We start from the raw sequence: 13,862 nt of genomic DNA on the forward strand, positions 1-13,862 counted from the left end.
TATTACTCTTTTATGCGGTCGTTCGGACGCTCCAGCTTCGTAAAATTCGCATGCCTGGCTAGATTGATTTTGCACACTTCTTGACAAACCACCCATGGATGCGACGTTGGTTGAGCGGGCCTTGCAGATGGCCGTGACCCAGACCCAGCAGCGACCGACCGTGCACCATACCGACCAAGGGAGCCAGTACACGAGCGCGGCCTACCAAACGTTGGTGCGCCAGTATGGCATCACCATGAGCATGAGCGATGTGGGCAAATGCTACGACAATGCGCCCATGGAGAGCCTGTGGGCGACCCTGAAAACCGAATTGACCCATCATCGGATGTATGACAGCATCGCCAGTTTACGGCGGGATCTGTTCGAATACATCGAAATCTTTTACAATCGCCAACGGCTGCATTCGAGCTTAGCCTACCAAACGCCCGCAACGATGGAAGCGGCGTGGAGCGGATAAGAACGATTGTCCATTAAATTGTGACCACATCAGCTTGGCTCATAACACCGCGATCCTCGAAACTGGTACCCGTGCTGCGTAGCCAATACCACGTTAATGGATTTGCACTCCCATTGACCCGCGTGGTCGCCGTCAGCAAATCATCCTTGCCATCACCATCGAAGTCGGCAACATAGAACTGATCGGCACTACCACCATAGGCTTGGCTCATAACACCGCGATCCTCGAAACTGGTACCCGTGCTGCGTAGCCAATACCACGTCAACGTCGTGTTGCCGTTGATCCGTGGCGTAGCAGTCAGGAGATCATCTTTGCCATCGCCATCGAAGTCCGCAACATAGAACCGGTCACTTGCGATTCCATACGCATCCTGAAGAATGCCTGCGTAGGCAAAAGATGTACCATCATTGCGCATCCAGTACCACGTCATATGCGTGGTCTCAGGATGAAATCGTGTGCTCGCCAGTATCATATCATCGTCGCCATCGCCATCAAAATCAGCACTATAGATCAGATCATTTTCGATCCCATAGGCTTGACTGATAATACCGCGATCCTCCATGGTTGTTCCAGTACTGCGCAACCAATACCACGTCAAACCCGTGCTGGTGCCCGTTAATCGCGTTGTTCCGGTCAGCAGATCATCCTTGCCATCACCATCGACATCAGCAACAAAAAACTGATCGCCAATGCTTCCATAGAATTGGTTGATGATGCCCCGATCCTCGAAGCCAGCGCCCGTACTGCGCAGCCAATACCAGGTCAGCGTCGTGTTGCCACTGACTCGTGCGGTCGCGGTGAGCAGATCATCCTTACCGTCACCATCGATGTCGCCTACATAAAAGGTATCGCTAGCCCTACCATAACTCGAACTCACAGTGCCTGCATAGATAAAAGTCGAACCCGTATTGCGCAGCCAATACCACGTTAGCCCTTGGGTCGCACCATTGATTCGCGATGTCGCGACAAGCAGATCGTCGCGCTTGTCCCCGTCGATGTCACCACGATAGATCTGGTCGCTGCCTGCCCCAGATGGGGCGCTCCATATCCCTCCATCTGCAAACATATTGGCGTATTTCGTATTGACTGTGACGATACGCCGTGACGACCATTCACTGTACAGCGCCCCATCGTAGGCGCGAACACGCCACGTATAGGTACCATCAGCTAAGGGAGGCGTGGTCCACGCGGTCGTCGATTGCAACGGTGAAACGGTTTGTGCACCGGTGGCGACATTGCGCAACTCAATGGAAAACTGGCGAACTGGATTTGGTGTATTGTCGATATCACCCATATCCTTCCATGTAAGGGTCAGCGGTTGCTGTGCGGTTCGCAGGCCATCCGGTGGTGTTAAGAGGATTGGCGCATGGGGTGCTTGATTGGGACATCCTTCCTGAACTGATCCGCTTAGCGTGCCTACATACTGTTGTGGATCAACCGCTGACCCGTGAGAGATCCTTATGAAACCAGGGGTCGTCTGTTCACGAATTTCCCAATGAAGATGGGTTCCATCAGCGTTTCCGGCTCTCCCCTGATAGCCCAAGCGCTGTCCTTGATCAACAACCTCGCCCTGAGAAACGACAATATAGCTCTGGAAGGGATGAATACCATGTGGCGTTCCCATATGGCCATACACGGAAAAAACATAGCGTTGTCTTGATGCGATCCATCCATGATTAATGACAACAATATGAGGTTGTCGCTCAAAAGGATATGCTGCATTACTCCCATCACCGCCAACATAGACGACTGTCCCAGGATATGCCGCATAAATGGCATTACCGGGATACTGCGGCGGCCCAGCGATATCAACTCCGGCGTGCAATACCCCCTCACGAATGCCAAACCCACTCGTTATTTGACCGGTTGTAGGAATACAAAAGAGATTAAGGTCTATCGCTGTATCATTAGTTACGGCGGGCAAAAGTGGCAAGGATTGGTCAACATACGAATCGCGCGCCACTGCACCCACAACACCTTGAGAGAAGAGGCTTGGAATTCCGAGAAGACAAAGCAAGACTAGGGAATATACATATTTTCGATAGTAATACATAGATACCTCCTAAAAACGAGAATGCTGTACATGAACCAAACTCGCCTGCTGATCAATATCACCCTCGCAAGGAGAATGGCAGATTCGCCAGGTAGGCCTACGCCGAACGCGCTTTCTTGGGCTGGCGAAAACCCATCTTCAGCATGTCTTGAGTGCGGTGGCATTGAATGTCATTCGCATCGGCGCATGGCTCGATCAGCCGCGCCAAACACCGCCGCGTCGGAGTGCCCTGTCGCGGCTCGTTGCATCGGGTTGAGGGTTCGCCAGCAGAGTCAAGTTTCTCGCAGCCGAGCGCAATAGCATTAAAAAAGTTTCTTTGAAAGATAATTCCGCTCTTTCGGCGATTTATTGAGGCAAAAGAGCGTGAAATAGCGTCACTTTTGTATAAAAAATGAACGATAATCGGTCGTATCTTTCAAATAGAACGATCATCATTTTAGACTATTCTCATGCCTTAAAACGCGCCATGTTGCGGCTGGATGTAAAAATCTTGGGTTTGGGCCTGCATGTACCGATCAGCCGACGGCGACCACAGACCAATGGGATTGCGGAGCGGATGGTGCGGACGCTGAAGGAATGGCTGCGGGGAGAGACATGGAAAACCGCTGGGGAATTAGACGATCTCCTCGGAATGTTCGTGGCGGACTACAATGATCGGCCACACCAAGGGCAAGGCCTTGATGCCTCTCACCAGCCGTCTACACGCAGCGGCTGCTCAGCCCCCTGGGCAGTGCAGAGGGTATTTGACCATTACATTAAGAGAACTAATCGTTGCCCTAACCCTATACCACCTTTTGGTCTTTTCTCGTCTTTTTGTTCTTGACAAAACGAATCGCTCACGTTAGCATTTATGGCACGCTGATACCTACCCGATGTGAGGCACATATGCAATACGTAAAGAGCCTCTTCTCTATAATCGTGCCAAGAGTGCTCTTGAGCGTGTTGCTCAATTAGTATCCAGACGAACAAGAATGAATCGCGTAATCAATTTTAGCAGCGAATTCTTCATGAATGTGAGAAACAAGTCCGAGAACGGGAAGTAATAGCCGTTGAAATCGATATCAAGGACGACAGAGGGACGCAGGCGAAAATCATGATCACACTTGTGCGATCAATGCTTAATTGAATTTTTGTTTGTGACCTACAAACCAGTTTGATGTAGGCGCAATGACCAGAGCGAAGAACGTGCGGTCAATACGTCTTCAGGCAGCAATCTGAGAGTGTATTGGGTATTTATTAAATGATTCATTTCTTTAAGGAGTCCTCATGAGCGAATTACCCGGAGGCCAGCTATCTAATCGCATTATGCACTTTTTCTGGATCTGTGATTGCTCGGGCTCAATGTCTTTGAACGGAAAGATCGAATCGCTGAATTCAGCGATTCGTGAGTCGATCCCGCATATGCAAGAGGCAGCAGATGCCAATCCTTATGCGCAAGTTATGGTTCGCGTTATCAAATTCTCTAACGGGGCTGCGTGGCATATCCCTACTGCCACGCGCGTACAAGATTTCCGCTGGGTAGATCTAACTGCAGACGGAGTTACTGACATGGGAAAGGCCATGCTTTTGCTGTCTGAGCAAATGAAAATGCCACCAATGCCACGCAAAGGATTGCCTCCGGTGATGGTTCTTGTAAGCGATGGTCAGCCGACTGATGACTTCGGCATTGGCCTCTCCTCGCTTATGGCGCAGCCATGGGCTAAACGCAGCGTGCGTATCGCAATCGGAATTGGCGAAGACGCGGATACCGAAACGCTAAAGAAATTTATTGGAAACAATGAAATAGAGCCGCTCACGGTTCGCAATCCGGAGGATCTTGTACGCTACATCAAGTGGGTGTCTACTGCCGTGGTGCAGGCCGTTTCAGCGCCATCAAGCCGCAGACCGAACGAGGAGGATGGCGGACAGAACATTCAGATCCCCGCTCTGCCACCTACCATCGCAGTGGGAGACATGGGTGGCGATGTCTGGTAGATAGCACGCAGAGGGAATCGTCCATACAGCAAAGAGTGGTGGTTATGATGGACAGATGTGTCGTAGGGCTGAGCGTTGAGGGGATTGGAGGGCGTGTTTAATAAGCTCCTGCACGCATTAGCCATAGATCTTACCGAACGCAGAAACCGTGATTTTAGCAACTGCTTCATTAATGGTACCTTTGTCGGAGCTCCAAAAAGGATTTCGGTGTTGGCAAAAAAACGGTGTTATTAAAGGCATCAAAATTATGCCAATTACATAGGCATTGCGAATTTTACTGCGCTGCTATTTATGGGATAAACTTTAGACATTTGGGATTAAGGAGCGACTGACCATTACGAGGGCTACAGCTAAACTTCTATCATGGCAACATCGATCTCGAGCAAACGTACCCAGACTGTTTGATATTCAACTGCGGCTGCGGTAAAAACAGCTACTGGACCGACACTGATATAGATGTGGGTTGACCCTAATACAGTTAGCAGAGCGGCGGGAGGTCATTACCAGCCTCGTCGCTTGTAATGTAATTATATACGTTTTCCAATCTGAAAAAGTCGTGAGGTTTCCTATGAATCAAATGTTGCGTCCCGGAACTATGGTGAGTATCGAATCTTCCTCCATAATGTGCGAAGTTCAAGATATTATTGGTTCAGGTGGGCAGGGCGAGGTTTATAAGATTAAGCTCGACGGTAGAATGATGGCCCTCAAGTGGTATTTCCCCATCTACATTAAGCAAGATCCGTTTCTCAAGAAGCGGTTGAAACAGGCCATTGACAAAGGCGCGCCGGACAATCGTTTTCTCTGGCCGCTCGATCTAGCGTCGCTGCAAGGCACCCCTACCTTCGGTTACATCATGCCCTTGCGCGACCAGCGATATCACAGTATTATCGATTTGATGCGGCGGCGGGTCACGCCTTCATTTCGAGCGCTGGCAACTGCAGGCTACCAGTTGTCGGACAGCTTTTTTCAACTCCACGCCAAAGGGCTGTGTTATCGGGATATTTCTTTTGGCAACGTTTTTTTCGACCCCGAGAATGGCCATGTGCAAATCTGCGACAACGATAACGTCGATATCAATAATAGCAAGGACGAGGGGGGCATTCTGGGCACACCCCGGTTCATGGCACCCGAAGTGGTTCGGGATGAAGCGGCACCTAGCAGAGACACTGATCTATTCTCGCTCTCAGTCCTGCTTTTCTACATGCTAATGATTCATCATCCGTTAGAGGGTGCCCAAGAATCGGCTATCCACGCTTTCGATCCACCAGCCATGCGCAAGCTCTACGGTACGAACCCCATCTTCATCTACGATCCACACAACGAGAGTAATCGCCCTGTTCCTGGCGAACATGACAATGCTATCGCCTTTTGGAAGGTATACCCTTCCTTCTTGCGCAACCGCTTCACTTCTGCGTTTACCAATGGTATTCGCGATCCCGCTAACGGTCGGGTACTGGAAACGTTTTGGCGCCAAGATATGGTAAAGCTACGTGATTCCATCATTTACTGCGGCTCCTGTACACGCCAGAATTTTTATGATGATCATGCACTGCGGCAACATGGGAACCAGCCATGTAATTGCTGGCGGTGCGGTGCGCAGTTGCAGATGCCACCCCGCATCCGTATCTCGCGACCGGGCAACGTGGAACCACTCACCGTCATGCTTAACCACGACAGCGTTCTCTACCCCCATCATGTAGATAGCACCCAAACTTGGAATTTCAGCCAGCCTATTGCAAAGATGAGTCAACATCCGACAAATCCCGGGCTCTGGGGGTTGACGAACCAGAGCGGCCAATCATGGACACTGACCACAGCTGACGGGAAGACTCAGGCCGTTCTGCCTGGAAAGAGCGCCCAGCTCGCGCAAAATATTCGCATCAATTTCGGTACCCTGGAAGGCCAAGTCCGCATGTGACTAAGTGGCTGAAGTCGATAAGCCAGAAGGATGACACTATGAACGACCTACCCGGCGGAACTTTGAAAACCCGTCCGCTTCATTTTATTTGGATTTGCGACTGTTCTGCGTCAATGAGTTTGGATGGAAAAATGCAATCGCTCAACGCTGCCATCCGCGAGTCTTTGCCCCACATGGTTGGGGTTGCAGAGCAGAACCCCAACGCCTCAGTGCGGGTCCAAACTCTGCGCTTCTCGAGCGGTGCCCGCTGGATGCAGGATGAGCCCGTCAATCTGGAGCAGTTTCGCTGGACAGATCTCGTGCCAGATGATTTGCCCCGCACAGCCGCATTTGCCGCCGAATTTCGCAGCCGCTTGGCTCGCGAGGGTGCCCAGACTGGCGATGTGCAAATCTCGCTAATCTGGAATAACTTCAATGATTTGGACTTGCATGTGGTTTGTCCATCAAATGAGCGGATCTCCTTCAGCAACAAGCGATCATCATGCGCCGGCGAACTGGATGTCGATATGAATGTATTGCCAACATCTCAGGAGCCGGTGGAGAATGTTTATTGGCCGCGAGGCAGTGCCCCGCGTGGCCATTACAAGGTGTTCGTTAACCATTATCGCAACCATGGACTTCTAGGTTGTAGCGATCCGACGTCGTTTCGGGTGGCGGTGAATGTTGGAGGGTTTGTCGAAGAATTCACTGGCCGCATTTCCTTTGGTAGCGAACCTATTCTAGTTCACCAGTTTGATGTTGATGATCAAGTCATACCGCTCACAGGTGGCGGCAACACCGATATGGGTGAGGCCTTGAGAATGCTTAGCGAGGCGTTGCGGATGCCTCCAATGGCGAGTCGCGGTCTTCCGCCAGTACTCGTCCTGATCTCAGACGGCCAGCCGACAGACGATTTTGCAGCTGGCCTCCAGTCACTTATGCAGGAGCGTTGGGCGCAAAAGGCTGTGCGTTTGGCGATTGCGATCGGCCAAGATGCAGATGAATCAGTCTTGCAGCAATTCATTGGTCATACTGAGCTACGGCCTCTTCACGCGAGCAACCCCGATGCACTTGTGCGCTATATCAAATGGGCTTCGACCGCAGTTCTCCAATCGGTATCGGCACCTGCGGGTAGTGGCCCTGCGGGAGCGGGTCTGCAGGGGCTGAAGGTCCCAATCCCTACACTACCGCCCGAACTAGGTCCAGATGACAATAGCAATGTGATTTGGTGATTGCAGGTCGGCTATATCAGCCCAACAGCCGACCAAACCAGCGGCGTGGCTTTGTCTTCACCTTGATGCCTGAGGAGTAACACCACGTTATGATGAATCAACCTATAATCGATGAGGCATTCGCTTGGCGCGCGTTTGGTCACTCCGTACGCGGTGCCAGCCATGTGCGTCAGAACTTGCCAAACCAAGATGCGTTATGTTGGACTGTAGGGCCACAAGGCGGCACGCCGCTAGTGTTCGCGCTTGCCGATGGCCATGGCAGCCCCACTCACTTCCGGAGCGATATCGGTGCTCGCGCCGCAGTTATAACCGCAGTTCGGGTGTTGCAGGATTTCGTCGATTGGTTTGGCTATCAGCCGCGCTATGCCCATATAAAGCAAACCGCTGAAATTGAATTGCCGCAAAACCTGGTAAGGGCATGGCGGAAAAGTATTGATCATCATTTGCTTGCAACACCGATCATGCCTGATGAAATCGCCGCCGCTCAGGCGCGCGTGCAGCACGGCATCGATATGATCCAGACTAATATCGCCCGCTCGCCCCGAACCGCGTACGGCACGACACTGCTCGCTGTAGCTATATCCCGCGATTTTTTGATCTACTTGCAGATAGGAGATGGCGACATTCTAGTCGTTTCGGACGATGGAAGCGTCACTCGTCCATTGCCCGACGATCCGCAACTACTTGGTAATGTGACATGGTCGATTGATACAAACGAACCTTTAAGAAATTTTAGGGTTCACTTCGAGGTCATTCAGGCCTCCCCTCCGACAATGATCCTCTTAGCCACTGATGGCTACGGGAATTCATTTGTCGAAAATGATGAGGATAGAGAGTTCCTGAAAATTGGTCGTGATTATCTTGATCAAATTCGCAGCGTTGGCGCGGGCGTGGTGGAAACGAAACTCCAAGAGTGGCTGAACACTACATCGCAGCAAGGCAGCGGCGATGATATTACCGTTGGTATTATCTATCGTTTGCCGCTCTCACCCATGTCATTCGGAAGCAGTTCAATCAAACCTGGCGGAGCCTTTTGAGCCGCGGTCAATGAAGCAGCAGCAGCGACACTGCTTCGCTGATTATCCTTCCTGCCGTTGAGTCGTCCGACGACCTGAGCGCCTCGCTTCTGCCTGGCATTGAATAAGCAGCTCGATCATTCCGCCCACGAAAGGAGAGACCCATCGTTTATGGATAATACTATACCTGACACCAAGGAAATTACCTCTGTCCTCAATGCAGAAAGCGATAATGCCCCGAATTTGGGTATGACATGGCAGACGATTTGCTCCAAGGTGCGCGGAGCATCGCATGTGGGTGCCGAATTGCCTAATCAGGATGCGATCGGCTGTATCAGCCGTGATGAGGACGGCATACCTGTGCTGGTTGCTCTAGCTGATGGCCATGGGAGTGCGAAATACTTCCGTAGCGATCGCGGATCGCGGTTTGCGGTGGAGGTTATGCTGCGCTTGGTTGAAGAGTTTTTGCTTGCTCAGGAGGATCTTTCCAAATTTTCATTGATTGGCCGATTGGCCCAGGAATCGCTGCCCAACCATATTGTTCGCTCGTGGCGCGAGCGCGTGGCCGCCGATATTCAAGCTAATCCCTTCAGTCTAGGCGAGCTAGCGCGTTTAGCAGACAAGGATCAGCAAGCCGTGGCGTACGAACCGATCTTGGCCTATGGCTCAACAGTGTTAGGTGTGGCCGTGACTCGATGGTTTTTACTCTACATCCAGCTTGGTGACGGCGATATTCTCGCAGTCTCCGAGCTAGGGATAGTTACCCGGCCGATCAAAGAGGATGACCAGTTGCTAGGCAACGAGACGCACTCACTTTGCCAGGCGCACGCCGCACGCGAGTTTCGTATCCAAATCCAGCCGATCATAAACGAAGCCCCAGCTCTAGTGCTAGTTTCGACAGATGGCTATAGCAACTCTTATAGTGATGACAAAGATTATGAGCGTATCGGGCGCGATTACCTCGAACGGATACGCGCTGAAGGAATCGACCACCTGGAGCAGCGTTTGGAAGATTTCCTACACCAAGTGTCAATAGGAGGCAGCGGCGATGATATCAGCATTGCACTTATCAAGCGTGCCGAACAGCGGGATCTTGATACTACACAGCGCCAGATTTCCCTTCATTCAGCCAAACTGGGCTTGTTACTCGGTGATCTCGAACTTCTGAGCCAATCCATCGCAGATCAGCAGAGTGCGATCGCGCAGCTCTCAGCGGAGATTCGTGAATTAAACACAGTGGTCACCGAGCAACGCGACCGAATAGCTACCCTAGGCGGAAAACTTGGGGAAGTGGGTGAATCGCAAAGCGATATTCAACTGCTTTTGGCCGACCTTGACGATAAGCAAGCCGCCTCAGCAGCAAATCTAATGGAGCTTGCCGGTCAGAACGAGAATGTCTCAAGTACCCACGCCCAGCTTATCGGCCAGATCAGCCAGTTCCAATCTGAATATAGCCAAACCAATCAATATTTTTATGAACGGATCGGCTCGCTCGAACATGTACTACATGTGCATCTGCGTGAGAATGCGTCACAGGAAGAAGGTCTGGCGGAAAAGGAAGCCAGACTTGAACGCAGATTGTTCATGCTTATGACTATTTGGCTAACCTCTATCATTCTTATCATCGGCATGACTATCTATGTCATGCCTTAGACAAGGCAGGCAGGCCGTCCAGGTTCGCTGTGTTAGACTGCATGCCGAGAGTGGGATACATGACTGAATCGCAATCTTCCCCAACAGGTCAATGGGGGGTAATTGGCCACAGCGTGCGTGGTGCCGCGCACATTCGCCAAGGCCTGCCGAACCAAGATAGTTTGTGGCGAGTCGCATCGCAGTCCTATGCGGTAATGTCACTTGCTGATGGACATGGAAGTACGAACTACTGCCGTAGTGATCATGGCGCTCGACTAGCCGCTGAGATCGGCGGATTACTACTCGCTCGCTTCCTCGACAGTTTGGGGCACGTCAATATACCGCAGATTGAGTACGAGGCCCGACATTATTTGCCGGCGACGATTATAAAGTTTTGGTTGCACGGCGTCTTTAATCACCTGAACGCCAACCCATGGAACACCAGCGAAATGCAGCGCGTGATTGATAAAGCGGGTGCAAGAGCTTGGCTGGATATTGTTGCCAATCCCGCGATTGCGTATGGCTCGACTCTGCTCGCCGTCGGGGCGACAGATCGGTTTTTCATATGTCTTCAGCTTGGAGATGGCGATATTCTGTGCGTAGATGCCAATGGTAGGCCGCAACGGCTTTTCCCCGATGACGAGCGCTTCATTGCTAATGAGACAACTTCGCTCTGCATGTCCTCTGCGGCGCAGGAATTCCGCGTCCGCCTGATGCCGATTGATGGCCAGCCTCCGCCGCTGATTTTGGGCATGACGGACGGATATGCAAATTCCTATAGCGACGAGGAAGATTTCCTCAAGGTAGCGCCAGACTACCTCCAAATGCTGCGCGCGGGAGGAGTCGAGTATGTCGCCAGCGACTTGCCGCGAATCTTAAATACGGTTTCTGAACTGGGAAGCGGTGATGATGTAACAATCGCTATGCTCATCTACTCTCCAGTTACACGCTCCCTCGAAGAGCTCCATGGTAGCGAGCCAACTAGCAGCGTAGTAGCCATCCCGATGGAGGCTATGGCTACAGTCGAAGCGCATAGCCTCCGTCTCCTTGCCATCGAACATTCTATCACCCAAGACCTCAGCCTCCACGGCCTTCTTAAGACGCATATCCGAGAACTGGCCACCGAACTGGGTGTGGATTCGCAGGACAAGTTCGCCGAGATTAGTCAGCAGTTTATTGCTCTTGAAGCGAGCGTCCGAACGATGCAATCAGATCTACGTGGAGATCTGGAATCCGCGATCCAGTCGCTTGTCATCAATCAGGCTGGATTAGAGCTTAAGATCTTTGAGTTTGAAACGAGAGTTGCTTCACAGATGCGACTAGAACTCGCCGAAAACCATGCGCTTTTCGACGCGCGGTTGGCATCGCTCGAAGCCGCATTAGCTGACCTAACGGAGAGCACGCATCTGTACCAGCGTCGCGTTGACCAAACTCTCATAGAGCAACAGCAAACGTTTGCGGATGAGCTTGATGAGCAGCGAAGGCAATATCTTCAGCTGAGAAATTTGTTTGATACACTGCGAAAGATTGTAATGTGGCTTGGATCACGCCAAGGGCTGCAAGCAGGCCCGCGTATTGAGTGAGCAACCATCGGGTTCAGTTACGCTGGGAGTAGAAAGGCAAATAAGATTAATGGACGATCAGTATGTGCAGATTATCAGCGAATTGATTCGGTGCCATGGGTTGGGGCTCGCCACCAATCCACGTGATTGCGAACAAGCTCTCCGCGATGCTTGTCCTCACCCCGCGACCGAGGTACATGTGTTGTTAAGTGTCGTTCGTGAAGGCATCGTCGCTGAAATGTTGCATCATAGCACCCTACCAGAAGCCTTGCGTGCAGCTCGCTGGCTTAGGCGACTTAATGAACAACGCGCGGTTGAGGATGAGCCAGCGGCCTGGGGTGTAGCGGCTTGGGCAAACGCACTGGAGCTGCCGCCGTGGCCAGTTGTATTACGGGGGGCTTACTTGGTGCAGTCTCTGGATGATTATCCGAAGCACGTTTTGACAGAGCTTATTATCCACCCAGCGCATGGCGGATTAGTGTTGCTAGGCAATCCTGGGCGTTGCGAGTCGCTACTGCGTGATCTTTGTCCAAGTTTCCCTCGTGAGATCACCGTACTGGTGGGAGCGCTGGAGCAACAGATTGTTCCAGCGTTCGATAGCGTATTTGCACCCCATACGACTTCCACATTTGCCCAGTCCTGCACCAAGCTGCTCGCTACCTCTCCAGAGACGGGTTTTTGGACTGCACATGCCTGGATGGCCGCTCTTGAGGTATTGGCCGATGTGGCAATGAACGCGTTGAATGAATGCCTGCGACAAAATGATCTGCTCGTAATGGAACAGGTAATCGCCGCCTATGGCACTTTGATTGTCCATCACCCAGGGCGCACGCCGCAGGTGACACACGCTGTGCGCCGCGCCCGACGGCGAGTGGCGGCTAAAGAAGCTGCTTTGCGTGCCGCGTTCTTCATCGGAGACGATGCGGCAATCATTGACTGCTATCAGGCTGATGAGGCACTGTTTGCTGAATTAGGTGACCTTACGCCAGCAGAACATGACCGGCTCGATTTGGCACGACGTCGCCTCGATGTGGTGGAGGATATGCGCCAGACGCTGGCTGGCGGCGATGATATGGCAATTACGCAATTGTATACCCAGCACGAGTCTTTATTGCTGTACTGCCGCGATTTGGCTGCTGATGAGCGGCAACGCATACGTATTGCGCGCGAGCAGTTGCTGCGACACAATATGGAGCAGGCAATAGTGGCGGGTGTCCCTGAAGACATCGTTTTGGCTGGCGAGCTAGCCTTAATGGGTGGCTGCGTGCTGTCTGCTGAAACAGCACTGGCACTCAGCAACGCGCGGCTTGAGGTCAAGAAAGCTCGAGAGGCATTATCTGAACTAACCTGCCCCTCTAACGATCCAGAACGCACGCTCCGTCAGCAGATTCTACTTGAGCCGCTGCGCCGCGCACTCGCAGCAAATGACGAGGCTGAGATAGCGGTGTATTACAATGCTGATTATTTTAGCGAATCGACAATGCTGACCCCTGACGAACACGCCCGCTGCATTGCGGCAGTTGGCAAAGCGCAATATCTGGAGGTATCCCGTGGGGAGCAGATTCGTACAGGAACAGGCATCTCCGAAACAGCTCTTGGCTTTGACAGCTCCGTTCAGAGTCGCCGCATAATACGTGCGACTCGACGCCGACATCTTGCCGAAGCATTGCTCGCAGCCTTGGCCACTGGTGATCAGGAATCAATCGCCCAGACTTATGGTGATGCAATTAGTGCCCACGTGCGGTTGCCAGAAACCTTGGATTGGCGCACGCTGCTTGATGCGGTAGAGCTTGCAGCGCTGAAGGCGCAGTTTTACCAGTTGGCAACCAGTTCTGAGTCATCTAGTGCCGAGCTAGCCCGAGTCAGCTGGCCTCTGCTTTTCTCCTCGGGCGCTTCATTGACGCCTGAAGAATTTCAACGAATCGTCTCCGCCGCGATTTCGGCCGGCGCTATCCTGCCGACGGAGCTATCGTTTTCTGTAGAATGGCCAAGTAACAGGCCTTGACCACACGTTAGGCGTAGGAAAGTTTTTGCCCTAC

The 13,862-nt window shown here is 52.1% G+C and carries 11 protein-coding genes and 1 pseudogene; 10 read left to right on the plus strand and 2 right to left on the minus strand.

Features of this window, described 5'->3' with window-relative positions:
• Positions 1-94: 94 nt before the first annotated feature.
• Positions 95-457 (plus strand): integrase core domain-containing protein, encoded by a 363-nt coding sequence (locus JOD20_RS25105; RefSeq protein WP_204757915.1) that lies wholly within the window; start codon positions 95-97, stop codon positions 455-457.
• Between the two features lie 13 nt (positions 458-470).
• Here the strand turns inward: JOD20_RS25105 and JOD20_RS26630 are convergent, their stop codons facing one another.
• Positions 471-1,751, minus strand: a complete 1,281-nt coding sequence (locus tag JOD20_RS26630) for an FG-GAP repeat domain-containing protein (RefSeq protein WP_239584075.1) — start codon at positions 1,749-1,751, stop codon at positions 471-473.
• A gap of 189 nt (positions 1,752-1,940) precedes the next feature.
• A pseudogene (locus tag JOD20_RS27050) lies at positions 1,941-2,510 on the minus strand (M23 family metallopeptidase); the annotation flags it as partial.
• A gap of 82 nt (positions 2,511-2,592) precedes the next feature.
• On the opposite strand from JOD20_RS27050, the gene JOD20_RS27095 reads away from it, so the two are divergent.
• The 9 genes from JOD20_RS27095 (at position 2,593) to JOD20_RS25155 (ending at position 13,828) form a co-directional block, all read left to right on the plus strand.
• On the plus strand, positions 2,593-2,766 hold the full coding sequence (locus JOD20_RS27095) for a transposase (RefSeq protein ID WP_476702824.1): 174 nt from the start codon (positions 2,593-2,595) through the stop codon (positions 2,764-2,766).
• 210 nt (positions 2,767-2,976) lie between these two features.
• Positions 2,977-3,333 (plus strand): integrase core domain-containing protein, encoded by a 357-nt coding sequence (locus tag JOD20_RS27055; protein ID WP_420828964.1) that lies wholly within the window; start codon positions 2,977-2,979, stop codon positions 3,331-3,333.
• Positions 3,334-3,776: 443 nt separating this feature from the next.
• Positions 3,777-4,484: a vWA domain-containing protein gene (locus tag JOD20_RS25125; RefSeq protein WP_204757918.1), complete on the plus strand. Its 708-nt coding sequence runs from the start codon at positions 3,777-3,779 to the stop codon at positions 4,482-4,484.
• A 568-nt stretch (positions 4,485-5,052) separates the two neighbouring features.
• Positions 5,053-6,402, plus strand: coding sequence for a protein kinase domain-containing protein (locus JOD20_RS25130; protein WP_204757919.1), 1,350 nt, complete (start codon positions 5,053-5,055; stop codon positions 6,400-6,402).
• Between the two features lie 38 nt (positions 6,403-6,440).
• Positions 6,441-7,613: a VWA domain-containing protein gene (locus tag JOD20_RS25135; protein WP_204757920.1), complete on the plus strand. Its 1,173-nt coding sequence runs from the start codon at positions 6,441-6,443 to the stop codon at positions 7,611-7,613.
• An 89-nt stretch (positions 7,614-7,702) separates the two neighbouring features.
• The gene (locus JOD20_RS25140; RefSeq protein WP_204757921.1) at positions 7,703-8,650 is read left to right on the plus strand and encodes a PP2C family serine/threonine-protein phosphatase; all 948 of its coding nucleotides are present in this window, start codon (positions 7,703-7,705) and stop codon (positions 8,648-8,650) included.
• A gap of 150 nt (positions 8,651-8,800) precedes the next feature.
• Positions 8,801-10,282: a protein phosphatase 2C domain-containing protein gene (locus tag JOD20_RS25145; protein ID WP_204757922.1), complete on the plus strand. Its 1,482-nt coding sequence runs from the start codon at positions 8,801-8,803 to the stop codon at positions 10,280-10,282.
• Between the two features lie 59 nt (positions 10,283-10,341).
• Positions 10,342-11,844, plus strand: coding sequence for a PP2C family serine/threonine-protein phosphatase (locus JOD20_RS25150; protein WP_204757923.1), 1,503 nt, complete (start codon positions 10,342-10,344; stop codon positions 11,842-11,844).
• A 49-nt stretch (positions 11,845-11,893) separates the two neighbouring features.
• Positions 11,894-13,828, plus strand: a complete 1,935-nt coding sequence (locus JOD20_RS25155) for a hypothetical protein (RefSeq protein WP_204757924.1) — start codon at positions 11,894-11,896, stop codon at positions 13,826-13,828.
• Positions 13,829-13,862 lie beyond the last annotated feature (34 nt).

The sequence above is a fragment of the Herpetosiphon giganteus genome, from assembly GCF_016907925.1.
GTDB classification, from domain to species: domain Bacteria; phylum Chloroflexota; class Chloroflexia; order Chloroflexales; family Herpetosiphonaceae; genus Herpetosiphon; species Herpetosiphon giganteus.